We start from the raw sequence: 23,821 nt of genomic DNA, 5'->3' as shown, positions 1-23,821 counted from the left end.
CCTTGTCCCGCAGGTGCGGGCTGTGCTTTCCTGTACCGAGAAACCGGTTTCTCACATGTGGAGCCGGCGCCGTAGACCGGAGGCAACGATGCCCGCACTGTCAGCACTGCCCGCGCTCGTCCTGACCCCGTCCCTCGTCCTGACCCCGCTGTTCGGCGGAGTTCCGGCGACGCCATGCCCGTCGGCCGCCGACGTCGTGCGCATCGTGGTGGCCGCCGATGGTTCCGGGGACGCGACCACAGCCCAGGAGGCCGTCGACCTCGCGCCGACGGACTTCGCCGGGCGGGTCGAGATCGTGTTCGAGCCCGGCCGGTACGCGGGCCAGGTGGTGGTCGACGCAGCGCACCAGCGCCTCTCGTTCCTCGGCGTCACGGGCGACCCGGACGACGTGGTCATCACCGACGACCGCGCCGCGGGCACGCCCAAGCCGGGCGGCGGCACCTGGGGCACCACCGGCAGCGCGTCGGTGACGATCAAGGGCGCCGACTTCCGCGCTGAGGCCGTGACCTTCGAGAACGCCTTCGACGAGGCCGCGCACCCGGAGTTCACCGGCCACCAGGCCGTCGCGGTGAAGACCGCGGCCGACCGGGTGGCATTCGAGAATGTCCGGTTCCTCGGCAACCAGGACACGCTGTACCTGGACTCGCCGTCGGCAACCGTCCCGGGCCGGGTGTACGTGCACGACAGCTATGTCGAGGGCGACGTCGACTTCATCTTCGGGCGCGCCACGGCCGTCCTGGACGACACGACGATCAACGCGCTGCCCCGGAGCTCCGACCCGAGCGGGTACGTGCTCGCGCCGAGCACGTCGGCAGAGTTCTCTCGCGGGTTCCTCGTCATCGACAGCAAGATCGTGTCGCAGGCCCGCGACGGCTCCTACTTCCTGGGCCGGCCCTGGCACCCCTCCAGCGCGCCGGACAACGACCCGCGCGCCGTCGTCCGCGACACGTGGCTCGGCACGTACCTCAAGGCCGACCCGTGGACCACCATGTCCGGCTACGACTGGGCCGAGGGCAGCAACGCCGAGTACGACAACGGCGGCCCGGGCGCCCTGGTGAACGCCGACCGGCCACAGCTGACCGACGCCGAGGCCGCCGACCACGAGATCGCCGACTACCTCGCGGGCGACGACGGGTGGGCACCCCAGACCGAGGGGTAGGTCCAACCGTTATCCTCGGGCCATGCCGCGGACCATCGCCGTCGTCGGGGGTGGCGCCGCCGGCGTCATCCTCTCGGCCCACCTGCTGCGCGCCGCGGCGTCGTCCGGGCGGGCGGACGGCGGCGTGCACGTGCTGCTCGTCGACCCTGCCGAGACGCCCGGCCGCGGCCTGCCCTACCGGACCACGGACCCGCGGCACACGCTCAACGCCGTGGTCGCCCGGCTCAGCGCCTTCGACGACGACCCCGAGCACCTGCTGCGCTGGTGCGCGTCCGCCGGGGTGCCCGCCGAGCCGGGCACATTCCTGCAGCGCGCCGACTTCGGGCGCTACCTCACCGAGCTGCTGTCGTCGAGCCCCGTGCCCGACGGCAGCAGCCTGCGGCACGTGCGGGGAACGGTGGTCGACGTCGAGGACGGGCTCGGTGTCGGGAACGGAGCGGGCGGCGCCGTCGGCCCGGGCCGTGGGGACGGAGCGGGCGTCACACTCACCCTGGCCGACGGCGGCACCCTGCGCGCCGACTCCGCGGTCCTCGCGCTCGGCACACCGCCGCCGGTGCGGCTGCCCGAGTACGAGCCGTGGGGCGACCGCTACGTCGCGGACCCGTGGTCCCCCGATCTCGACGCCCGCGCGGCAGGCGCCCGGCGGGTTCTGGTCGTGGGCACGGGGCTGACCACGCTCGACGTCGTCGCCCACCTGCACCCGCTGCTGCCCGACGCGCGGTTCACGGCCGTCTCACGGGGCGGCGCCCTGCCCGCGGCGCACGCGCCCGACCCGCTGCCGCCCGCTGTCGAGGTGGACCTAGGCGCCGGCGGCAGTGGCACCGGTGGCTACGGGCACAGCAGCGACGACGTGCGCGACGAGGACGGCGCGCGACGCACGCTCACGCTCGCCCGTGCGCTCGACCACGTGCGCGGCCGCATCAGCGCCGAGCGGGCCGCCGGCCGCGACTGGCGCGCCGTGATCGACGCCGTCCGGCCGCAGGTCAACCCCGTCTGGGCACGGCTCAGCGCCGAGGAGCGGGCGACGTTCCAGCGCGAGCACGCTCGCTCCTGGGAGAACGTGCGGCACCGCATGTCGCACGCGATGCGCACCCACGTGGACCAGCTCGTCGCGGACGGCGTGCTCACCGTCGGCACCGTCGCGAGCGTGCGCGGCGGGAACGAGTGGGACCCCCGCTCGTTCGACCTCGTCGTCGGCGCCACCGGCCTGCCGCCCCTGACCTCCCCCGGCTGGAACCCGTTGGTGGACGCCCTCGTCGCCCGCGGCCTCGTGCGGCCGCACCCGCTCGGCACCGGCCTCGACCTCACGCCGGACGCCGCCCTGGTGGACGCCGCCGGCGTCGGCCACCCGCGGCTGCGGGCCATGGGACTGGCCCGGCGCGGGCTCGAGTGGGAGTGCACCTCCGTGCCGGACCTGCGCCGTCAGGCCGCGCAGCTCGCGGACGAGCTGCTCGGCGCGGCGCGGCGCTCCCTCAGCGCGGCGCTCCCTCACCCCTGAGGGGAACCACATGCGATGGGGACACGTAACGCTGACTTAGCAATGCTCCCTGAGCGTTACCTCGCCCCACGTGTATGTGTTCCCCCCAGAGGCCCCTGACGACCAAGCGCGGGCGCGCTGGTCACGTCGGTGGCCTGCGCGTCCGGCGCCCGCGAACCTCAGGTTCAAGTCAAGGTCGAGACTCGGCCAGCCCTCAAGCTCTGGTCGAGGGCGTACCTCACCGCGCCCCCTTGATGAACATCGTGCTCACGGCGCCGACGACCGCCACGAGGGCGCCCGCCAGGAACATCGCCGTGTAGTTGCCGCCCGACCCGATTGCCAGCAGCGTCGGAGCCAGGGCCGGCGCCAGCGACTGCGGCAGGGCGTTGGCGATGTTGAACACTCCCATGTTCTTCGCGGCCTCCGTCTCGCGGTTGGGCAGGACGTCGGTCACGAGCGCCAGGTCGACGGCGAAGTACGCGCCCAGGCCCGCGCCGAACAGCACCGCCCCGAAGTAGAGGTGGGCTGGGACGCCGGCGAAGGCGAACGTGACCAGGCCGGCGCCCGCCAGCACGGTGGACACGATGACGAAGACTTTGCGCCGGCCGGTGCGGTCCGACAGGGCGCCGCCCGCCGAACCGGCCAGGAGCAGCACGGCGGCCTGCACCAGCATGAGCCGCAGCTGCCAGCCCAGGGCCGTCGGCTCGTCCATGCCGAACCGGTCCTGCAGGAAGTAGACCTGGTAGCTGTTGTACAGCGCGAAGCCGAACAGCAGCAGGAACCGCCCCGCGAAGGCCCACCCGAAATCCGGGTGCTTGCGCGGCGAGACCCAGAATCCCGCAAGGAATCGGCCGAGGTGGAACGGCTCGACGTCGGCCGGGGCAAGGCGGCGGTCCCGCAGGACGGCAACGAGGGTCAGCACGCCCGCGAGCGCCAGGAAGGTGGGCAGCAGGAACAGCCAGACCGGGCCTGTGCCCGCAGCGGTGAGTCCTGCCGCGATGCCGACGCCGGCGAGCGGCGCGAAGTTCTGCGCGATGCCGAGCCAGCCGGACACGCGGGCGCGCGACAGCTCGTCGACCTGGTCGGGCAGGAGTGCCTGAAGCGCGGCCTGGGTGCCGTTGAACGCCGTCTGCGTGATGGCCCAGCCGACCATCACGAGGGCGATGTTCGGCGCGAACGCGATGATCGTGATGCCGACCGAGCCGAGCAGCACGCCCCAGAGCAGCCAGGGGCGTCGCATGCCGAGGCGCGACGTGGTGCGGTCGGACAGCGCGCCTGCCAGCGGGTTCGCCACGAACGCGAAGAACGCGCCGACGCCGGTCACCAGCGCGAGGTCACCCGCGCGGGCGTCGGGCGTGGACAGGGCGCTGACCCGCAGCGCCAGCGTGCTCATGACCGGGGTCAGGAGCGCCACGTAGAGGGCGAAGAAGGCCGCGACGTACGCGACGACGAGGCCGGTTCCCCCAGCTCGCCGCTGCGCCGCGACCGCAGCAAGGCTCGAATCGGTGGATGCCATGAGTGACTCCTGGGCGGGGCAGCGCTGCCCCGTGGTGATCGGCTGTCGGACGGCCGCTACTCCGCCGGGCCTACCGAGTGGTAGTTTTTGAATATCTACCACTCGGTCGGTTTAGAAGCAAGGGAGCGCATCATGTCCATCGCCACCACACCGAGCCGCGCGTTCGACGTCGAGCACGTGCTGGCCGGGCTCACGCTCGAGGAGAAGGCTTCGCTGCTGTCGGGTCTGGACTTCTGGACGACGCAGCCGGTCGGCCGGGACGGCGTCGCCGTACCGGGCGTCATGGTCACCGACGGCCCGCACGGCCTGCGCAAGCAGGCCGAGTCCCCCGACCACCTAGGCCTAGGCAACTCGGTGCCCGCCACCTGCTTCCCGACGGCGGCCACGCTCGGCTCGACGTGGGACCCCGCGCTGCTGCGCCGCGTCGGCGAGGCGCTCGGCCGCGAGACGCGCGCCAACGACGTCGCCGTGCTGCTCGGCCCGGGGATCAACATCAAGCGGTCGCCGCTGAACGGGCGCAACTTCGAGTACCTCTCGGAGGACCCGGTGATCGCCGGCAAGCTCGGCGCCGCGCTCGTGGCCGGCATCCAGTCGCAAGGCGTGGGCACGTCTCTCAAGCACTTCGCCGCCAACAACCAGGAGGCCGACCGCATGCGCGTCTCGGCGGACGTCGACGAGCGCACCCTGCGCGAGATCTACCTCGCCGGGTTCGAGCACGTCGTCAAGCAGGCGCAGCCGTGGACCGTGATGTGCTCTTACAACAAGATCAACGACGTGTACGCGTCGCAGAACCACTGGCTGCTGACCGAGGTGCTGCGCGACGAGTGGGGCTTCGAGGGTCTCGTGATGTCCGACTGGGGCGCGGTGCGCGACCGGGTGGCCGCCGTCGCCGCCGGGCTCGACCTCGAGATGCCCGCCTCGGGCGGCCGGACCGACGCCGACGTGGTCACGGCCGTGCGCGAGGGCCGGCTCGACGAGGCAGTGGTCGACGTCGCCGCGCGCCGCGTGCTGCACCTGGTCGCGCGCGCTCTGCCGGCACTCGACAGCGCGGCACTCGACCTGACCGGGCCGGGCACCTCCGCGGGCTACGACGCCGACGCCCACCACGCCCTCGCCCGGGAGGCCGCGGCCGCCGGCACGGTGCTGCTGAAGAACGACGGCATCCCCGCACCGCTGCTGCCCCTCGCGTCGGGCGACGGCGTAGCCGTGGTCGGCGAGCTGGCCCGCACGCCCCGCTACCAGGGCGCCGGGTCCTCCCAGGTCAACCCGACGCGGCTCGACGACGCGCTGTCCGCGCTGCGCGCCGCGACGGGTGCGGAGGTGCCGTTCGCCGCCGGGTACACGGTGGACGCGCCCGACCTGGCCGCCGCGGCCGCCCAGGAGGAGGCCCTCCGCGCCGAGGCGGTCGAGGTCGCCCGCACCGCGGGCACGGTGCTGGTGTTCCTCGGGCTGCCCGCCTCCTATGAGTCGGAGGGCTTCGACCGCGAGCACATGGACCTGCCCGGCGGGCAGATCGCGCTGCTGGAGGCCGTCGCCGCGGTCAACCCGCGGATCGTGGTCGTGCTGGCGAACGGCTCGGCCGTCTCGGTGGCGCCCTGGCAGCACCTCGCGCCGGCAGTCGTCGAGGGCTGGCTCGGCGGCCAGGCCGGCGGCTCCGGCGTCGTCGACGTCCTGCTCGGCGCGGTGAACCCGGCCGGGCGCCTGGCCGAGACGCTGCCGCTGCGGCTCGTCGACAACCCGTCCCACGGGAACTTCCCCGGCGAGCTCGGGCACGTGCGCTACGGCGAGGGTGTCCTGGTGGGCTACCGCTGGTACGACGCGCGGCAGGCAGAGGTGGCCTACCCGTTCGGGCACGGCCTGTCGTACACGACGTTCGCGTACGACGGCGTCACGGCCGAGGTGGGCGACGGGCCCGACGGCGACCCCGCGGTCCGGGTCCGCGCGACCGTGACCAACACGGGCGAGCGGGCCGGCGCGGAGGTCGTCCAGGTGTACGTCGGCGACCCCGTGGCGCAGGTGCTCCGCCCGGAGCGCGAGCTCAAGGCGTTCGCCAAGGTCGAGCTCGCCCCGGGCGAGTCGCGTGAGCTCACCTTCGACCTCACGGCCCGCGACCTGTCCTACTGGCACCCCGTGCTGCGCCGCTGGGTGGTCGAGGGCGGCGAGTTCGTGGTCTCGGTCGGCGCCTCGTCGCGCGACCTGCGCGGTTCGGCCACCGTCGTGGTCGACGGCGAGGACGTGCGGCTCCCGCTGGAGGGGCTGTCCACGGTGGCCGAGGCGATGGACCACCCCGTCGTCGGACCCCGGGTCCACGCCATGGTGCACGGGGGCGCCGTCGCCGACGACATGCTCGGCATGATCGGCGACATGCCGCTCGCCGTCGTCGCCGACTTCGGCATGGGCGGGCTCGACCGCGACCGGCTCGCGGCGCTCCTGGCGGAGGCCAACGCCTGAACCCGCTCCACCCGCGCCGGGGTCAGCGCAGGATCAGGGTCAGGTAGGCGCGCAGGTCGGCGGCCATGTCTATGCGGTCGGCGCCCGGGCGCTCGAGGGACAGCAGCCACTGCACCTGCAGCCCGTCCATGAGTGCCACCACGGTGCGCGCCGCCTGATCCGGGTCGACTCCGGGAGCCAGCCTGCCCTGCGCGGCTCGCTCCCGGAGCAGCTCGGACTGCTCGTGCACCACGCGCGTGTACCGGCGCTGGAAGTACTCGTGGGCGGGATGCTCCGGCGACGTCGCCTCGGTGGACAGCCCGGCGAACAGCTCCACGAGCGGACGGCGCAGCCGGTTGCGCTCGACGACGTTGAGCAGCGCCTCGAAGTAGTCGGTGCCGCGCGCGATGTCCTCCTGGAACGACTCCTCGTCCACCGCGTCGCGGTACTCGAGCACCGCCTTCAGCAGGGCCGCCTTGGTCGGGAAGTGGTGCAGCAGGCCCGGGTGCGAGATGCCGACGCGAGCCGCGATGTCGCGCAGGGAGGCGCCGTGGAAGCCGACGTCGGCGAACACGAGGATCGCCGCCCGGATGATCTCCTGCTGCGTCGCGCGGCCCTTGGCGTAACCGCCGCGCGAGCCGGCGGCGCCGGACCTGGTGGGACGGCTGGTCTCGGCACTCACGGGCATGCCCCCAACGTACCTCGGCCGGGCCGCGCCACGGCGTCAGACCGGCCGCGCGCTCACGGCGTCGTGCGGCCCGACGTCCAGCCCGGCGTCCGCCAGCCGCGCGCTCACGACGAGGTGCTTCCCGACGTCCAGCCGCACGTCCGCCAGCCGGACGCCGTCCGGGAGCTGCTTGGCGAGGTCGATGTCCCGGCTGGTGGCGGCCTCGACCCGGCCCTTGACGGTCCCGAGCAGGGCCGCGACGAGCGGGTTCCCGCTCGCGAGCTGCACGTCGCGCACCGCGAGCACCATGTTCGCGTCGATGCTGACCGACGCCGTCGCCTGCACCCGGGCGGAGAGGAACACACCCTTCTTGACGCCGGCGTCGACCCGGAGGATCGCCGCGCGCGGGCCCTGCGAGACCAGGTCCACGTCCAGCCCGGTCAGCGTGACGCCCTGCTGCTGCAGGACCACGGCCAGCAGGCCGCGGGCCGTCGCGACCAGGCCCGCCTTCTCGGCGGCGATCCGCACGTGGCCCGAGACCGGGTGCGCGCCGGTCGGCTCCACCGGCTGGACGCCGACCCGACCGTCGGAACCCTCGACCCAGTCGAAGCGGAGGCCGTCGAGCTCCGCCGTGATGTCGACCGGCAGGTCCACGGCGACGAGCGGGTGCGCGTCCACGCGCACGCGGCGCAGCGTCCCGGGCTCGCGCCGGACGACGTCGGGAGTCCACCGCTTCGCTGCGTCGGCCGCTGCTCCGGCGGCTGTTCCCGGAACGTGCCCGTCGGCTGGGCCGCTCAGCGCCGTAGCCTCGTCGAGGCGCAGGACGACGCCCGACAGGTCGATGTCCGCGGAGGCGATGTCGGCGCCGTCGAGCACCGCGGTGACCGACGCCTGGTCGAGCCCGGCGGCCCGGCCACCGAGCTCGTCCGCGAGCGCGGCGCGGATGCGGGCGGCCAGGTCGGCGCCGTCGGCGGGCCGGGGCGCGTGGCCGAGCGGGAAGAGCTCCGGGGTGCGGGCAGGGGCAGGGCGCTGGGCGGCGTCGGTCATGGACGCGAGGGTAACGGCGATCGTGGACCGGCCATCGGAGCCCGCTCCGGCCGGATCAGATCCGGCCCGCGTTCAGGCGTCGCTGCAGCGCCATGACCGCGCTGGACTCGCGGGAGATGACGCCGTCCACGGGCGTGCCCAGGTAGCGCTGGAGGGCGCGGATGGTCTGCGGGCCGATCTTGCCGTCGCGCTGCCCCGAGTCCATGCCGATCCTGCGCTGGAGCGCGGCGATCACGCGCGAGCCCTGGGCGTTGGAGACCCACCGCCAGCCCGTCGTGAGGCCGGGGTTGCTGTCGCGCCAGGCGACGCTCTGCGACGAGACGATGCCGTCCACCGTGGTGCCGAGCTCCTGCTGCAGGCGGCGGGTGGTGGACAGCCCCCAGAAGCCGTCCACCACGAGGCCGCCGGGCTCCCCCGGGCTGGGCGGGGTGGATCCTGAGCCCGCTCGGATGTCGTCGATGCGCGCGTACAGGTACCGGCCGGGGCACGCGGTCTGCGAGATGTCGCGGTGCCCGTACAGCCGCGCGGCCTGGGTCCACCAGCGCCCGCATCTGCTCGGCCTCGGCGGCGATGCTCGCGTCCGCAGAGAGCTGGGCCGTGACCGAGTGGTGCACGAACACCTCGACCGCGAGGCCGGTCAGTGTCAGGTCGCCGTCCGGGTACCGGGCGCCCCAGGACGCGCGCGACGCGATGCTCAGGGCCGCCTGGGGTGTCGCCGTCGGCTCGACCTCGCCGTCCGGCTCGGGCGCGGCCTGTGGTGCGGCCGTCGGCTCGGCGTCGGACGGCGCCGGGCCGCCGGCGTCGCCCCGCGGCTCGGCGTCGGCAGCGAGGACTTCCAGCCCGATCCCGTCGTCGTCCCTGATCTCGTACACCTCAGCCACGGTGCCCCCCATGTTCCGAATATGTCCCATATGTCTATCACCGAGCCCAGGCCCAATCGACCCCTTTCTGGGTACTGTGGCGAGCGTGATCAGCATCGACGCCGACTCCCCCGTCCCGCCGTTCGAGCAGGTGCGCACCACGCTCGCCCAGCAGATGGCGGACCGGACGCTGCCGGTCGGCACCCGCCTGCCGACCGTGCGGGCGCTCGCGGCCGAGCTCGGCATCGCGGTGAACACCGTGGCCCGCGCGTACCGCGAGCTGGAGGCGGCCGGGCTCGTCGAGACCCGCGGCCGGGCCGGGACCTTCGTCAGCGCGGCCGGCAACCAGCGCCTCTCGCTCGCCCAGGACGCGGCGGCGCGGTACGCGCAGACGGTGCGCGCGCTCGGCATCGGCCGTGGCGAGGCGCTGGAGATCGTCTCGGCGGCGCTGCGGTCGCGGGAGTCGTGACCGAGCCCGTCCTCCGAGCTCGACGCCGACGCTGTGTGCTGTCGTTCGTGGACCGGGCCGTTCGTCGTCCTGGTGGGCGCCCGACCGATGATCCTCGGGGCGGTCGCTCGTCAGTACTCCGAGGAACGCCACGGAACAGCACGCAGAACAAGGAGAGCGTCATGACCGCCACCCATGAGAGCCGCACCGAGCAGAGCACCACGGCCGCCGTACCGCCCGTCGTCGACCGGGAGACCTGGCAGGCCGCCCGCGACGAGCTGCTGGTGCGCGAGAAGGCGCACACCCACGAGGGCGACGCGATCGCCGCGGCCCGGCGCCGGCTGCCGATGACGGAGGTCGACGGGACCGTCACCGTCGCCGGACCGGACGGGCCGACCACGCTGCTCGACCTGTTCGAGGGCCGGGAGGAGCTGATCGTCTACAAGCACATGTGGCACCTCGGCCAGCCGATCGAGAACCAGTGCGAGGGGTGCACCCTGACCTACTGGGCGGTGCAGAACCCGGCGTACCTGAACGCGCGCGGGGTCTCGTTCGCGGTGTTCGCGAAGGCGCCCTACGAGGAGCTCGCGCCGTTCGTCGAGTTCATGGGGTACCCGCAGCACTGGTACTCCGTGTTCGACGCCGAGGACGAGGTGGTGGGCGGCGGTGAGTTCGGCACCTGGGTGTGCTTCCTGCGCCGGGGCGACCGGGTGTTCCTCACCAACAGTGTCACCGGCCGCGGCGCGGAGGCGACCATGCCCGCGCTCGCCCTGCTCGACATGACGGCGCGGGGGCGGCTCGAGGCCTGGCAGGACAGCCCCGAGGGCTGGCCGGAGGGCAAGGCGCCGGGCTGGTTCTGGCGGGCCGGCGAGGACGGCGTCGGGAACAGCTGGACCGGCGGGCGGCCGACGATCCAGTGGACCCGTCCGGGCGCGACGCCGGTGGCAGCGGGCGCGCACCACCACCACTGACCGGCACGCACTGCAGCGGACGGAGCTCGTCGACTTCGGTCCGTTGCCCTGAGATCGGTCCTTCGATTGACCGATCTCCGGGCAACGGACCGATGCCATTGTTCCCGCGGCGCGGCGCCGCCCCCGCGCTCGACATACTTGCGCAGATGACCACCGCACCGCTGCACCCGGTCCACCACGTCGACGTCGGCAACCTGCGCCTCGCCTACCGCGAGGCCGGCGACCCGGACGCGCCGACGCTGCTCCTGCTGCACGCGCTCGGCGAGAGCTCGCTCTCCTGGGATCCGCTGCTGGACGACCTCGCCGCCCTCGGCTACCGCGTCCTCGCGCCGGACGCGCGCGGCCACGGCGAGAGCGACCGGCCGGGCGAGTACACCTACGAGCTGATGACCGCCGACACGCTCGGATTCTGCGAGGTGATGGCGCCGGCCCCGCGCGGCGTCGCGATCGTCGGGCACTCGATGGGGGCAGTTACGGCCGCCCTGGTGACCGCTGCCCTGACCGATCCCCTGCCCGCAGGCTTCCCCGGGCGCGTGACGAGGCTCGTGCTCGAGGATGCGACACCGACCCGGCCGGGCGGGCCGGCGTTCGAGCCGTTCGACGAGCCGGACCACCCCGTCCCGTTCGACTGGCCGCTGGTGAACGCCCTGCGCGCCCAGCGCAGCGCCCCGGACCCGGCCTGGTGGGACGACTCGCTGCGGATCGAGGTGCCCGTCCTGGTCGTTGCGGGCGGTCCCACCAGCAATGTCGACCAGGCGGACCTCAAGGACTTCGCCGCGGGTGTCGCCGACGGGCGGCTCATCGAGATCCCCGTGGGCCACATGGTGCACGACGAGGCACCCGCGGAGTTCCTCGCTGCGGACGGTCACTTCCTCGGTCGGTAGCGCCGGCGCCGGGCTTCGAGCCGCTTGACGCACTCCGGCGCAACTCAATAGTGTGCTCTATACGTATTATTGAGCCGGTCAACAGGCCGGTCGCGCGAGGAGTCTGCCATGAGCCAACGACGGCGCCCTACCCAGGTGGACATCGCACACGCCGCGGGCGTCTCCCAGGCCACGGTCTCCCTGGTGATCAGCGGCGGGCACGCCAGCGGCCAGGTCGCCGAGCACACCCGCGCCGCCGTGCTCGACGCCGCCACGAAGCTCGGCTACACCGTCAACACGGCGGCGCGCAGCCTCAAGGGCGGGCGCAACAAGATGCTCGGCCTCTACGCGTTCGAGCCGGTCTTCCCGGTGGACCAGCGGGACTTCTACTTCCCGTTCCTCCTCGGTGTCGAGGGGGCCACGGCCGACTTCGGGTACGACCTGCTCCTGTTCAGCTCCGTCAGCTCGGGCGAGCGCCGCATCTACTCCGACGGAATCAACCGGCTCAAGGTCGCCGACGGCTGCGTGCTGCTGGGCCGCCACATCGACCGCTCCGACCTCGCCGACCTCGTCAACGAGGGCTTCCCCTTCGTCTTCATCGGGCGGCGTGAGCTGCCCGGCGTGGAGCTCTCCTACGTCGCCCCGGACTACGTGGGCGCGACGCGGGACATGGTGGTCCGGCTGACCGACCTCGGACACCGGCGCCTCGCCTACCTGCGGCCCGCCGACCAGCAGGAGCCCACGCGCGACCGCGAGGCTGGGTTCCGCGCGGGCGTCGACGAGGCGGGCCTGCCGGAACAGGCGGTCCACGAGATGCCTGACGACGCCTCCGACGCCGAAGCCCGGCTGGCGGCGCTGCTCGAGCGGTGGCTGGCCGACGGCGTCACCGCGGTCCTGATCGACCCGCTCGAGGACGACCGGACGATCGCCGCCCTCGAGCGGGTCGCCGCCGAGGCCGGCCTGCGCATCCCCGAGGACCTCTCGGTCGCCGTCCTCGGTGGCCCCATGCCGAGCGGCCCGGGCGGCCGCGACTGGACGCGCTTCACGCTCCCGCGCGAGGAGATGGGCCGGGCCGCGGTCGCCCTCCTGCTCGAGATCCTGGACGACGACACCGGCCCGCGCCGGCTCTCCGTCGCGTGCACCGCGGTCGACGGCGACTCGGTCGGAAGACCCCGCTAGCGAGGAACCCACCGGGTGAACCTGCCCGACCACCGCGCGGATGACGGCGCCCGACGACGATGCTGGTGACATCGTGCGTTCCACCGGTACCGGCAGAGGCGAGGAGGAGACGTGAGGCTCGCGAGCTTCCTGGCGGCAGGCGCCGAGACCTGGGGTGTGTTGGTCCGGGAGCCGGACACCGGGCAGGACCACGACATCGCGCCGGACGCCCGGGAGTGGCTGGTCGAGCCCGCCCGGGCCGAGGCCGCGCTGGCCGCCCACGCGGCGATCTCGTCCTCGGGTCCGGCCGCCGCACCGCGGTTTCTCGCCGGCAAGTGGCCGGACACCCTGGTCGGCTTCCTCGCCCTGGACGACGCCGGGCTGGTGGCCCTGTCCCGGCTCGTCACCGCGATCGAGCGGTTCGCCGCGCAGACCGACGCGACGATCCTGCCGCGGTCGGGCCACCGGGTGGGCGACGTCGAGCTGCTCGCCCCGGTCCCCCGGCCGCGCCTGTGCTGGGGGCTCGTGGCGAACTCGCCGTCGGCCGTCCGCAACAAGCCGGACGTGCCGCTGGTGAACCTGTTCCCGCTGGGGCACCAGCGGCCGCAGGGCGCCGTGGTGGGCGCGGGCGCGCCCGTGGTCATGCGGCACGACAACCACGTGCCGAGCATGGCCTACAACGTGGAGCTGGCCGTCGTGATCGGCCGGGCGGGCCGGTACATCCCGGTCGAGCGGGCGATGGAGCACGTGGCGGGCTACACCGTGGTGAACGACGTGTCCGGCACCCATTACTTCGGCGTCGTGCCGGGCAACGCCGGGAACGGCTACACGCTGCCGCCCGGCTACCAGGACTGGCTGTACCAGGCCACCGCCTCGTGGGGCGGCAAGAAGGCCGACACCATGTGCCCCATGGGCCCGTACCTCGTCACGAAGGACGAGGTGGGCGACCCGTACAACCTCCTGATGTGGACGCGGCAGTCGGGCCGCACGCGCGACCGCGCGCACAGCGGCGCCGCGCTGGTGGGCATCGAGCGGGTGGTCGCCTGGTACTCGTCGTTCGCGTCGCTGCACGTGGGCGACGTGATCCACCTGGGCACGATGGGCGTCGACGGCCTCCCCGTCACGCCCGGCGAGATCGCGGAGGGCACGCGCCTGGAGGTCGAGATCGAGTCCGTGGGGGCGCTGGCCAACCCGGTGGTGGTATCTGGCGTCGGGCCTGACGGCCCGCCCGGCAAGCCCGCGCTCGACCTCACCCGGCACTCCTCGTGGGCGGTGCGGTCGCTCGCGCTGCACGAGCGCGCACGGCCCGGCACGACGGCGATCGGATCGCCCGAGAACTGGTCTGTCTCCGGGGCGCGGCACTTCTGGACCTCGTTCGGCAACGGTGCCCCTGCGGACGCGCCCGACCTGGACGGCCTGCCGCGGCTGGCCGTGCCGCGCTTCCTGAACGGCCCGGCCACCGCCCTGTCCGCGGGCGAACCCGTGCGGGTCCCGCCGCGCGCCACCGACCTGGTCGTCGCGATCGAGCTGGCCCTGGTGATACGGCGGCTGGCCTCCGGTGACACGTCCGCGCTGGACGACCTCGTGCTCGGGTACACGCCGCTGGTATCACTGTGCGACCAGTCGTTCCGCGACGCCGTCGCCGAACCGGCCGGTGCCGGCGAGCGCGGCATCGGCGCCGTGTACGGGCGGTGGGCCGACGGCTTCAACGTGGTGCTGCCGGCGCCGCGCCCCCTTGCACCCGTCGCCGGTCTGCCCGACCCCGGCGGCTGGGCCGGGCGGGAGATGTGGCTCCGCGCCGACGGCCCCGGGACGGAAGGCGCCGAGACGTACGGCTCGACGGCGGCGTACGCGGCCGGGCCCGGCGAGCTGCTGGCCACGATCTCCCGCATGATCACGCTGTTCCCCGGCGACGTGGTCACGCTCGGCGCGACCTCGGCCCGGCTCCTCGTCACCCGCGAGGCGTACGCGGAAGGGCTGCGCATCACCGCCCGCATCGAGGGCCTGGGCACGGTGTGGGCGCGGGTCACGCCGGAAGTCGGCCAGGAGTCATGACCCGCGGCCATGACGTGCTGGTGGTCCTCGCCGACGTGCGAGACTGCCTGGATGCGTGACGACGGGTGGGCCCGGCAGCGGGCCGAGGCGGTCCGCGTGCAGGCCGAGCGCCTCGAGGCGCGGCAGGACGCCGAGCACGCACGGGCCGAGGCGATGCTGCGCGACTTCGTGGCCGCCGCGAGGACCGCCGGGCTCGCCCCCGAGGATCTCCTGGTGCAGGGATACGGCGGCCGAAGCACCGCGCGCACCGGGCTGAAGGGCTGGTACCTGCGTGTCGACCGCACGCTCGGCATCAGCACGGACGGCGACTTCTACGTGCTCACCGCGCCCATCGGCCTCCTCGACCGCGTGCGCGGGGTCCGGCCCGACCCGCGCCGCCCACCGCTGACGCTCGGTGCGGGCGGCAAGGACGGCGAGTCCGTGCCCCTCGCGGACGCCCTGGACCGCGTGCTCCCGGGCTGGCGCACGCGATAGCGCGCGCTCCGCGATACCCGTCGCCCCCCAGTCCCGGCCACGCGCCCCGTCGCGGCACTAGGCTCGCGCCATGCCCGTGGACGACGCCGACACCAAGCCGCTGACGCGCCGCGAACGGCTCCGACGGCAGACGGTCGACGAGATCGTCGAGCGGGCGCTGGAGCTCGTCGACGCGGCCGGGGCGCACGGCCTGTCGCTCTCGTCGGTCGGCAAGGCGATGGGCATGACGCCGCCCGCGCTCTACCACTACTTCGCGTCCCGCGAGGCGCTGCTGGACGCGCTGGTCGTGGCCGGCTACACGGACCTCGGCGCCGCCGTCGAGGCCGCCGCGCAGGATGCGGCGGACCGGCCCGCGCCCGACCGGGTGGCCGCCATCGCGCATGCCTGGCGGCGCTGGGCACTGGACCACCCGCGCCGCTACTCCATGCTCTTCACGGGCAGCCGGCGCGAGACGGTGAACCCGCTGGAGAGCGTCAGCACGATCAACCAGAGCATGCTCGCCCTGGTCACGACGATCCAGGAGATCACGCCGGGCGGCGCCGCACCGCGTGGCACGAGCATCTCGACGCGGGCCGACGGCGGCTCCCCCGGCGCCGGCGCCGGCCTCGCAGAAGAGCTGGCGCGGTGGGGCCAGTCCCTCGGCGCCCCGGCCGGTACCGCGCAGCAGGCGCTGCGGTTCGCGCTGTCCGCCTGGTACCGCGTGCACGGGCTCGTGTCCCTGGAGATCGTGGGCGCCTTCGACAGCATGGGGCTCGACGGCGGCAGCCTCCTCACCGCGGAGATCGAGAGCCTGGTCAGCGAGGCGGGCCGGTAGGCACCAGCACCACCTTGCCACCGGCGCGACCCTCGTCGACCAGCCGCTGCCCGCGCGCCGCCTCGGCCAGCGGCAGCACCTTCGCCACCGGGACCAGCACCTCGCCGCGGGCGACGAGGTCGATGAGCTCGGCAAGCTCCGATGCCGAGGGTTCGGACCGCTCGGTGAGCTCGACGCCCAGCCCGGGGGCGGCCGGGTCGGCGAGCGTGACGACCCGGTCGGTGCCGCCGCGCAGCTCGATGCTCTCGGGGAGGACGCCGCTGCCCGCTGTGTCGAGCACGGCGTCGACGGTGGGCGCGAGCGCGCGGACGCGGTCGACGATCCCCTCGCCGTAGGTGGTGGGGATCGCCCCGTACGCCGCTACCCGCTCCTGGTTGGCCGGCGACGCCGTGCCGATGACGGTCACCCCCGCCGCGACCGCGAGCTGGGTGACGAGCCCGCCGATGCCACCGCTGGCGCCGTGCACCAGCAGGGTCTCCCCCGGCTTCGGGCCCAGGATGCGCAGCACGCGGCGGGCTGCCTCACCCACGACGGGCAGGGCAGCCGCCTGGGCCGCGTCGAGCCCGTCGGGGACCGGCGCCCACAGCTTCAGGATCGCGAGCTCCGCGGCGCCCCGGCTGGTCCAGCCGGCGACCCGGTCGCCCACGGCGACCCCGGAGACGTCGGAACCGACCTGGTCGACGACACCGGCGACCTCCAGCCCGGGCACCCCGGGGAGCCGCGTGCGGAACGCACTCTCCATGGCGCCCGACCTGACCTTCCCGTCGAAGGCGTTCAGGCCCACCGCCTCGACCCGGACCCGCACCCGCCCAGGACCCGCCTCCGGCTCCGGCACCTCGCCGAGGTGCAGAACCTCCGGGCCGCCGAACTGGTCAAAAACCACTGCACGCATGGTGCGTCCTCTCCGTCCGGACAGCAGCCGCTGTCCCGGACACGTAACACCCCCGAACGGCAGATCATGCCCCGGACACCGGCGACATCAGCTCCGGGTCGGAAGCCGGCTCCGACGTCGTCGAGCCCGCCGGGCCCGTCGTCGGCCCCGGGACGACGAGCGTCGCGATGGCGGTGGTCACCGGGATGGCGAGGACGAGCCCGATCGATCCGACGAGCGTGCGCACCACCTCCTCGGCGATCTCACCCGAGGTCAGGGCCGTGGCCGGCGACTGGTCCACGAGCCACACCATCATCAGCAGCGGCAACGAGGCGCCCACGTAGGCGAAGGCGATCGTGTAGACGGTCGAGGCGATATGGTCGCGCCCGATCCGCATGGCGCGCGTGAACAGCTCGGCCCGCGACGCCGACGGCGCGACCCCGCGCAGCTCCCAGACGGCCGAGGCCTGGGTGATCGTCACATCGTTCAGCACGCCCATCCCGGCCAGGACGATGCCGCACAGCGCGATCCCGCGTAGGTCGGCGCCGGGCGCGCTGGACGGCAGGAACGAGGACGCCTCGTCGGTGGTGCCCGTGATCTGGGCGGCCCCAGAGGCCCAGGCGGCGATCCCCGCCGTGAGCGCGAGGCCGACCAGCGTGCCGAGCAGGGCGGTCGAGGTGCGCGCGGAGAACCCGTGGGCCAGGTACAGCGTCACGAACATGACCAGGGACGAGGTCACCAGCGCCACGCCGATCGCGGACTCGCCGGCCAGCAGGGCGGGCATGGTGAAGGTCAGGAGCACGACGAACGCGAGCCCGAGCCCGGCCATGGCGGCCAGCCCGCGCCAGCGCGCGACAAGCAGCACGACGGCGGCGTACACGATCGCCAGCAGCGCGATCGGCAGGTCCCGCTGGTAGTCCATGAACACCAGCGGGTCGACGCCGGGCTGCGAGACCTGGGAGATGTCGACGGCGGTGATGCGGTCGCCGTCGGCCAGCGGGACCGACGGGCCGGGCGACTGCATCCGGGACTGCTCGCCGTCGGCCAGCTCCACCGGGATGCTCCCGGTGGCCGGGTCCGCAGGGCCGGTGACCGTGACGTCGACGAACGACGTGCCCTCGGCTCTGGCCGGCACCCGGTCGGGTACGTCGCCGCCGTTCGGCCACAGCAGCCACAGGCCGACCAGAGTCAGGAGCAGGGCGGATACCAGCGTCACGACCAGGAGGAACGTCGTGCGTGGCGCGGCGAGACCGGCCGAGCCGTGCGAGTGAGGGTGCGCCATGCGCACATACTGGCCCAACGGCGCACGGCAGGCACGGCGAGCTGTGGCTGTGCTCCTGCGTGCGGTGCCGCCGGCCTGAGTCGGCCGGCTCAGGCCGTCGGCAGCAGGAGCGCGTCGAAGAGTGCGGCAGCGGCGCCGTCCTCGTCGATGGTGCCCGTGACGCGGTCGGCGAGGTCGCGGACGGCGTCGGGCGCCTGGCCCATGGCTATCGACATCGCTGCCCAGGAGAGCATCTCGAGATCGTTCTCGCCGTCGCCGATGGCGACGGTCCGGGACGGCGCGACCCCCAGCTCGATACGGATGCTCTCGAGCGCGGTCGCCTTGGTGATGCCGGGCGCGGTGACGTCGACCCAGTCGACGCGGGCGGGGATCGCTGTGACGCCCGACGCGCGCAGCGCCGGCGCGAGCCGCTGAGCCCACTGCCCGTACACGACGAGGCGCGGCGTGGGTCGCGCCCAGATCTCGGCGAACTCGCGCAGCACCTCCTGCTGTCCGTTGAGCTGGCGCTCCGGGAACCGCTTGGTGACGCGGTAGCCGGAGCCGACCACCTCGGCGGCGAGCCGCAGGTCCGGTCGCGTGCCGGCGACCAGCCGGCACACCGGCTCGGCGTCCAGCGGCGTCACGTCGACGACGGTGTACCCGTTCGCGTGCACGTGCGCGGTCACCGCCCCGTTCGCCGCGACCACCCAGCCATCCCGGATCCCGAGCTGCCGGGTGACCTGCACCGCGCCGGACAGGGACCGGCCCGTGGCGATCACCAGGTGATGCCCTGCGGCGCGGACGGCCGCTATCGCGTCGAGCACCGCTGGCGTGGCCCGGCGGCCGGCACGCACGAGCGTCCCCTCGACGTCGCAGGCGACGAGTGCGGGTGTTGACGTGGGCACGTCGGACAGTGCGGCAGTGGCCCCGGAGGCGGTCGCGGTCACGATATTCCCCTGGTGATTGGTGGCGTCAACATCATCGCCCATACTGGGACATTTTGGAACACCCGTCTCAGGGGCCGAAGAGCCTCTCGTCCCAGGTCGGTTGTGGGCGCGATCGTTGCGACTACCCGTCCGTTCTAGGCGCAACGGTCGCGCCCACAACCCTCGTCAACGCTCCCGGTGAGCGATCCCCGGGTAGCGCACGATGAGGCCGGATGCGTCGTAGCTGAGCTCGCACGCGTAGTCGAAGGTCGACGACGCATAGTCGAACTTGATCGCCTCCGACGTCCGGCTCCGGAGCCTGTACTCCTGCTCGAGCCGTTCGACCGACAGGTCGCCCGCCCGGACGAAGACCGCGGGCGCTGCGTGCGTCTTCCGCGGTGTCAGGTCCAGCCGATGGACCGGCAGCGTGTTCGTCACGACCGACGACTCGAGGTCCACGTCGAGGCAGCCCTCGAGGTCAGGGCGCGGGACACCGTCGACGAACCACTGCACGCCGTCGGCACCCTCGATCCGCTCGATCGTGGTCCGGACCGTTCCCGCGGCCGACACGCTCCGTACCTCGGCCCGCCGCGTGCACCACTGTGGGTCGACCTCGATCCGGTACCCGACCGACCAGGCCTCCGGCCCCTCGACGGCGGTGGTGTGGCCACGCAGCACGTGGCCGTGCTCGATGGCCTCCGCGAACAGGACCTCGAAGCCGGCCCGGACCCCGTTGTGGGTCCACGCAGACATGAGAGGAATCGGCTCCAGCTGCACATTCCGAACTCTATCCGCGTGTCGCCATCCGCGTGTCGCGAGCCGAGGCGCATGGTCGGACCAGCCCTGGCGCGCCAGCCGTCAGGGCAGCGCGACCCGGCGCAGCACCGGCTCGGCGGCCGCGACGACGTCGGGCCCCGAGATGGCGCCGGACAGCCACAGGCTGGCGAAGCCGTGTGCCACGGACCACGCGGCGCGGGCAGCGGAGGCGTCGGGAGCGAGTCCCGCGAGCGCCGCCGAGGACGCCTGCTCGGCTTCGCGAAGGTCGGCGTCGTCCGCGTGCAGCAGGCTGCGGTCGAACATCACGGCGAAGTGCCCCGGGTGGTCGACGGCGAACCGGACGTAGGCGACGCCGGCGGCGAGCAGGTCGTCCCCCGCCTCTTTGAGGGTGGCCGCGAGCAGCGTGAAGCCCTCGGTCGCGACCGCCGTGAGCACGCCGGCCTTGTCGCCGAAGTGGTGAGCCGGCGCGGCGTGGGAGACCCCCGCGAGCCTGGCCAGCTCGCGCAGGCTCAGGCCCGCCGGCCCGCGCTCGGCGACCGCGGTCGCGGCGGCCGCGGTCATCGCCCGGCGCAGGTCTCCGTGGTGGTAGCTCATCGTGCTCCAGATGTTCCCGACCCAATCTTGCCGTTGACAAGATAGCACTGGGGATGGTGAGGTGTCGCTCTAACTTGTCGCCGTCAAGATCGGATCGCCATGCCCTTCCCGCTTCCCGTGCTCCTGCTCGGCGTCACGGCGCTCGCGCGCCTGCTCGGCCTCCTCGCAGTCCCGGCCCTCGACTCCTGGCACGACGCCGCCCGGGTCGGCCTCGCGGCCCTCTACCTCCTGACCGCCTCCGGCCGGATCATCCCCCGCGTGCGCCAGGACCTCGAACGGATGGTTCCGGCCGGGCTACCGCGCCCGGACCTGCTCGTCGCCGGCACGGGGATGCTCGAGGCAGCCGGCGCCATCGGCCTGCTCATCCCCGCGACGGCGCCCGCCGCCGCGATCTGCCTCGGGCTGCTCACCGTTGCCATGACGCCGGCCAACATCTCCGCGGCGCGGCGCGACCTCCCGTTCGGCGGCAAGCCCGCGACGCCCGTCGGCCGGCGCGTCGCGGAGCAGGCGCTCTACGTGGGCGCGCTGGCCGTCGTCGTCTGGCTGCCGTACTGACCTGCGATTGCTCGGCCTCAGCGGGCGTATCCCCCGCCGGGCACGTCGAAAACCTCCTCGAGCGTGCTGACGCCGGTGTCACGCATGTGCGCGGCCAGGTCGCGGCCCACCCAGCGCAGGTGCCAGGACTCGGCGGCGTACCCGGTAACGGCGCGGTTGTCAGGGGTGTACCTGATGACAAAACCGAACCCGGCGGCGTGGCCGGCGACCCAGCGGCCCTCGACGGTGTCCCCGAAGCAGGGGTCGAAGTCGCACTCCGGTCGGGTCGAGCTGCCCACGTCCACGGCCAGCCCCGTCTGGTGCTCGCTGTGCCCCGGCCGGGCCGACACGACGTCGGCCTCCGTGGCGCCGAGCTGCGCCACCCATCCCTCGTAGACCTGGACCTGCTTGGGATAACCCCGGGAGGCGCTGCGCAGTGTCAGGTGCACGCCGTCGGCGTCGGCGGCGTCCAGGAGCGCGGCGAGGTCCGGGGCGGCGTCGGGCCGGACGAGGTAGCCGCGCACCGTGGTGAGCTCGGGCTCGTAGTCGACGGGTGCGAGCGGGCTGCGCTTGTTGACGACCACCCACGGGCTCGCGGGATCGGTGGCCGAGTGTGCGGTCAGGTCGACGCTCGGCTTCCCTGGACCCGGCCCCTTGGTCCCAGACTTCTTCGCGCTCGCGGGCGCCTCCGGCGTCGTCCCCGCCACACTTCCAGCCGCCCTCCCCTCCGCGCTCCCCGGGGAGCGTTGCCCCTGTGGTGTGGCGCTGACGGCGCCGGGCGCGCATCCCGTGAGCAGCAGCGTCGTGGCGAGGACGACGGCAGGGCCGGGCAGGAGCAGACGGTCAAGGAAGGCGGTCACACCAGCGTTGGTGTGCGCCGGCCGGACGCCGATGACAGCCGCCGGGCTGTGACGTGGGCAACATCTGGGACGTGTCATGGGCGGTCCGCTGCCGGACACACTGAGTCGGAAGCATGTCTCTTCGCCCCCGGAGTCCGCCCTGACCACGAACACCGAGTCGCACCGCCTCGTTCCGGGTCCGCTCACGCCCGAGCACACGGAGGAGCTCTTCGCGGCGCACGCGCACGGCGTCTACCGGTACGCCCGCGCCCGGCTCCCCGCGGCCGAGGCGGAGGACGTGGTGGCCGAGGTCTTCGCGATCGCCTGGCGCAAGGGCGAGCTGCCGGACACCCCGCGCGCCTGGCTCCTGGGCGTGGCGCGCCGGGTGATGGCGAACCAGCTTCGCGCGCAGCACCGGCGGACGGCGCTGGTCGAGCGGGTGCGCACGCACCCGGCGTCGGCCGGCCAGGACGACGTGCGCCTGGTCGGCGAGCTGGACGAGCTCCGGCGCGCACTGGATCTCCTGCGTCCCGCGGACCGCGAGGTCATCGCGCTCCTTGCGGCCGCAGAGCTGTCGACCGCGGAGGTGGCCCAGGTCCTGGGCTGCACGACGGCGGTCGCGGCCACCCGGGTGCACCGCGCTCGGCGGCGGCTGCGTGCGGCCTACCAACAGCTCACCGAGGAAGGAGCCTGACGTGGACGACGACGAGCTGACCCGCGCCCGCCGCGCCCTGCGCGGCGCCGACCCCGAGATCGACCTGACCCGGGTGTACGCCGAGTCGCGGGCACGCGCACGAGGTGCGGGCGACCCGTACGAGGGCTGGGCGGACGCCGAGCGCGTCGAGATCGTGCTGCACGACGACAGAGCCGGGACCCGCCGCGGCCTGTCCCCGGAACGCCGCAGGCCCGCCCTCGCATGGGGTCTGGCGGCCGCGGCGGCCGCCGTCCTCGCGGTGAGCCTGGCGGGCCCACCCGCGCTGCGCGCCCTCCCGGGCTCGGGTCCCGCCCCGAGCACTTCGGCGCCTGCGGCCTCGACCTCCGACCCGTTGCCGTCCCCGACCATCGGGCTGACGCCCGCCGAGGTAGCCACCAGCGCGGCACAGGCGATGGCCGGCGCGGGCTGCGGCGCGAAGACCACCTCGACCCTGGGTGACGAGTCGACGGTCCGCGTCGACGACGTCCGGACGGCGCGCGACGCGAACCCGAAGCCGGCGCCCCTGGAGGAGCGGGCCCTGCAGGTGCTGCAGGCGGTGGCGGTCGACACGATGTTCGGCCTGTCTGCGGACGAAGGCGCGGACCGACAGCTCGACGAGAAGCTGGACGTGGCGGAGCTGGACGGCCGCGTGGTCGTCCGGATCGGGATCACCCCCGCGGACACGACGGTGCAGGGCGGCGACGTGACGCGGATCGACCTGTTCGTCGACCCTGCCACCTGGCTGCCGCGGGCCGCGGAGACGCGGGCGGAGTCGGACCAGGGCGGCCAGTACCTCGTGCGCAGCGCGTTCAGCTGGAAGGCGTGCGACTCGCCGAGCCCGTACCCCACAAACGATTCCAGCCCCCTCGAGTAGCCCCGGTAGGCTCCCCGGCGTGCTCAGCCGCGCCCGCTTCGCGCTGGACCGGGCCGCCGACGCCGGCGCGCGCCAGGCCTGGCTGTTCTCCCGCCGGTCGGGCGGCTTCTGGCAGGAGCTCGGCTTCGGGCCGACGACGACGGACGAGCTCGCAGCGGCCCTGCCCGACGCCCACCAGGTGCAGCTGTTCCGCTCCACGGGGCAGCTCGCCCGCGAGGTCGCGTGGCGGCGCCCGCTGCGTTGACCCTGCGATTGCTGCGGGATCTCGGCCGCATTCCGCAGCAACCGCATGGTCAGGTCGTGGACCTGTGCCCGGGGACGATCAGAGGAATCGACCGCTGACCAGCGAACCGTCTTGAGGCGTGGACGGTTTTCCGACCACATCGCGGGCATGCTTACGATCCAGCGTAATCATCCAGAGCGGTCGAGAGTCCTGGCTCTACGACACCGCAGCAACCTGCCACCGGAGCGCCAATTCCGGGGCAAGGTGCTAACGCCAGGTCCGATGGAGC

Annotated in this window: 24 protein-coding genes and 1 riboswitch; of the genes, 14 read left to right on the top strand and 10 right to left on the bottom strand. The window is 73.7% G+C overall.

Translation table 11 applies throughout. The features are described from left to right. The first annotated feature begins 88 nt into the window (after positions 1–88). Both IE250_RS18775 and IE250_RS18770 read left to right on the top strand, forming a co-directional pair. The gene (locus IE250_RS18775) at positions 89–1,159 is read left to right on the top strand and encodes a pectinesterase family protein (protein ID WP_189670835.1); all 1,071 of its coding nucleotides are present in this window, start codon (positions 89–91) and stop codon (positions 1,157–1,159) included. A 22-nt stretch (positions 1,160–1,181) separates the two neighbouring features. Further along, positions 1,182–2,657, top strand: coding sequence for an FAD/NAD(P)-binding protein (locus IE250_RS18770; protein ID WP_189670834.1), 1,476 nt, complete (start codon positions 1,182–1,184; stop codon positions 2,655–2,657). Positions 2,658–2,874: 217 nt separating this feature from the next. Here the strand turns inward: IE250_RS18770 and IE250_RS18765 are convergent, their stop codons facing one another. Continuing rightward, positions 2,875–4,152, bottom strand: coding sequence for an MFS transporter (locus IE250_RS18765; RefSeq protein ID WP_189670833.1), 1,278 nt, complete (start codon positions 4,150–4,152; stop codon positions 2,875–2,877). A 132-nt stretch (positions 4,153–4,284) separates the two neighbouring features. Here IE250_RS18765 and IE250_RS18760 point away from each other — a divergent pair, with 132 nt between their 5' ends. Further along, complete coding sequence (locus IE250_RS18760; RefSeq protein ID WP_189670832.1) at positions 4,285–6,603, top strand: glycoside hydrolase family 3 C-terminal domain-containing protein; 2,319 nt, start codon at positions 4,285–4,287, stop codon at positions 6,601–6,603. Between the two features lie 22 nt (positions 6,604–6,625). On the opposite strand, the gene IE250_RS18755 is transcribed toward IE250_RS18760, so the two are convergent. From IE250_RS18755 to IE250_RS18745, 3 genes are read right to left on the bottom strand one after another with little or no spacing between them, the layout of a single operon-like run. Continuing rightward, complete coding sequence (locus tag IE250_RS18755; RefSeq protein WP_189670831.1) at positions 6,626–7,270, bottom strand: TetR/AcrR family transcriptional regulator; 645 nt, start codon at positions 7,268–7,270, stop codon at positions 6,626–6,628. A gap of 36 nt (positions 7,271–7,306) precedes the next feature. Next, complete coding sequence (locus IE250_RS18750) at positions 7,307–8,296, bottom strand: hypothetical protein (RefSeq protein WP_189670830.1); 990 nt, start codon at positions 8,294–8,296, stop codon at positions 7,307–7,309. A gap of 55 nt (positions 8,297–8,351) precedes the next feature. Then, entirely contained in the window at positions 8,352–8,693 is a 342-nt protein-coding gene (locus IE250_RS18745; protein WP_189670829.1) for a peptidoglycan-binding domain-containing protein, read from the bottom strand. A gap of 560 nt (positions 8,694–9,253) precedes the next feature. Here IE250_RS18745 and IE250_RS18740 point away from each other — a divergent pair. The 7 genes from IE250_RS18740 (at position 9,254) to IE250_RS18710 (ending at position 15,939) form a co-directional block, all read left to right on the top strand. Further along, complete coding sequence (locus IE250_RS18740; RefSeq protein ID WP_189670828.1) at positions 9,254–9,625, top strand: GntR family transcriptional regulator; 372 nt, start codon at positions 9,254–9,256, stop codon at positions 9,623–9,625. A 161-nt stretch (positions 9,626–9,786) separates the two neighbouring features. After that, entirely contained in the window at positions 9,787–10,575 is a 789-nt protein-coding gene (locus tag IE250_RS18735) for a DUF899 family protein (RefSeq protein ID WP_189670827.1), read from the top strand. A gap of 146 nt (positions 10,576–10,721) precedes the next feature. Next, a complete protein-coding gene (locus tag IE250_RS18730; protein ID WP_189670826.1) occupies positions 10,722–11,459 on the top strand; it encodes an alpha/beta fold hydrolase in 738 nt (245 codons plus the stop codon). Between the two features lie 108 nt (positions 11,460–11,567). Then, positions 11,568–12,617, top strand: a complete 1,050-nt coding sequence (locus tag IE250_RS18725) for a LacI family DNA-binding transcriptional regulator (RefSeq protein ID WP_189670825.1) — start codon at positions 11,568–11,570, stop codon at positions 12,615–12,617. A gap of 111 nt (positions 12,618–12,728) precedes the next feature. Beyond that, positions 12,729–14,651 (top strand): fumarylacetoacetate hydrolase family protein, encoded by a 1,923-nt coding sequence (locus IE250_RS18720; protein ID WP_189670824.1) that lies wholly within the window; start codon positions 12,729–12,731, stop codon positions 14,649–14,651. A gap of 51 nt (positions 14,652–14,702) precedes the next feature. Then, the gene (locus IE250_RS18715) at positions 14,703–15,125 is read left to right on the top strand and encodes a hypothetical protein (RefSeq protein ID WP_189670823.1); all 423 of its coding nucleotides are present in this window, start codon (positions 14,703–14,705) and stop codon (positions 15,123–15,125) included. A gap of 70 nt (positions 15,126–15,195) precedes the next feature. After that, the gene (locus IE250_RS18710) at positions 15,196–15,939 is read left to right on the top strand and encodes a TetR/AcrR family transcriptional regulator (RefSeq protein ID WP_189670822.1); all 744 of its coding nucleotides are present in this window, start codon (positions 15,196–15,198) and stop codon (positions 15,937–15,939) included. Here the strand turns inward: IE250_RS18710 and IE250_RS18705 are convergent. The 5 genes from IE250_RS18705 to IE250_RS18685 all read right to left on the bottom strand — a co-directional run bounded on the left by IE250_RS18705 (position 15,920) and on the right by IE250_RS18685 (position 20,368). Then, positions 15,920–16,831: an NADP-dependent oxidoreductase gene (locus IE250_RS18705; RefSeq protein WP_189670821.1), complete on the bottom strand. Its 912-nt coding sequence runs from the start codon at positions 16,829–16,831 to the stop codon at positions 15,920–15,922. The two genes, IE250_RS18710 and IE250_RS18705, sit on opposite strands and share 20 nt — an antisense overlap. Positions 16,832–16,895: 64 nt before the next feature. After that, positions 16,896–18,092 (bottom strand): YibE/F family protein, encoded by a 1,197-nt coding sequence (locus tag IE250_RS18700; RefSeq protein WP_189670820.1) that lies wholly within the window; start codon positions 18,090–18,092, stop codon positions 16,896–16,898. 89 nt (positions 18,093–18,181) lie between these two features. Then, positions 18,182–19,018 (bottom strand): HAD family hydrolase, encoded by an 837-nt coding sequence (locus tag IE250_RS18695; RefSeq protein WP_229872584.1) that lies wholly within the window; start codon positions 19,016–19,018, stop codon positions 18,182–18,184. 165 nt (positions 19,019–19,183) lie between these two features. Beyond that, positions 19,184–19,750 carry a putative glycolipid-binding domain-containing protein gene (locus IE250_RS18690; protein WP_189670818.1) on the bottom strand — a complete coding sequence of 189 codons (567 nt, stop codon included), beginning with the start codon at positions 19,748–19,750 and terminating at the stop codon, positions 19,184–19,186. Positions 19,751–19,855: 105 nt separating this feature from the next. Next, the gene (locus tag IE250_RS18685) at positions 19,856–20,368 is read right to left on the bottom strand and encodes a TetR/AcrR family transcriptional regulator (protein ID WP_189670817.1); all 513 of its coding nucleotides are present in this window, start codon (positions 20,366–20,368) and stop codon (positions 19,856–19,858) included. A gap of 99 nt (positions 20,369–20,467) precedes the next feature. Here IE250_RS18685 and IE250_RS18680 point away from each other — a divergent pair, with 99 nt between their 5' ends. Beyond that, positions 20,468–20,923, top strand: a complete 456-nt coding sequence (locus IE250_RS18680; protein ID WP_189670816.1) for a DoxX-related protein — start codon at positions 20,468–20,470, stop codon at positions 20,921–20,923. A 17-nt stretch (positions 20,924–20,940) separates the two neighbouring features. Here the strand turns inward: IE250_RS18680 and IE250_RS18675 are convergent, their stop codons facing one another. Further along, the gene (locus tag IE250_RS18675) at positions 20,941–21,762 is read right to left on the bottom strand and encodes a M15 family metallopeptidase (protein ID WP_189670815.1); all 822 of its coding nucleotides are present in this window, start codon (positions 21,760–21,762) and stop codon (positions 20,941–20,943) included. Between the two features lie 76 nt (positions 21,763–21,838). Between IE250_RS18675 and IE250_RS18670 the strand changes: the two genes are divergently transcribed. From IE250_RS18670 to IE250_RS18660, 3 genes are read left to right on the top strand one after another with little or no spacing between them, the layout of a single operon-like run. Further along, positions 21,839–22,435, top strand: a complete 597-nt coding sequence (locus IE250_RS18670) for an RNA polymerase sigma factor (protein WP_189670814.1) — start codon at positions 21,839–21,841, stop codon at positions 22,433–22,435. 1 nt (position 22,436) lies between these two features. Continuing rightward, the gene (locus IE250_RS18665) at positions 22,437–23,309 is read left to right on the top strand and encodes a hypothetical protein (protein WP_189670813.1); all 873 of its coding nucleotides are present in this window, start codon (positions 22,437–22,439) and stop codon (positions 23,307–23,309) included. A gap of 19 nt (positions 23,310–23,328) precedes the next feature. Further along, positions 23,329–23,553, top strand: a complete 225-nt coding sequence (locus IE250_RS18660; RefSeq protein WP_308434168.1) for a hypothetical protein — start codon at positions 23,329–23,331, stop codon at positions 23,551–23,553. A 164-nt stretch (positions 23,554–23,717) separates the two neighbouring features. Next, positions 23,718–23,821, top strand: a riboswitch (SAM riboswitch).

Source organism: Promicromonospora soli, assembly GCF_014653785.1.
Classification (GTDB): Bacteria; Actinomycetota; Actinomycetes; order Actinomycetales; family Cellulomonadaceae; genus Promicromonospora; species Promicromonospora soli.
The sequence above is the reverse complement of the archived record's forward strand: the minus strand, read 5'-3'. Positions and strand labels throughout refer to the sequence as shown.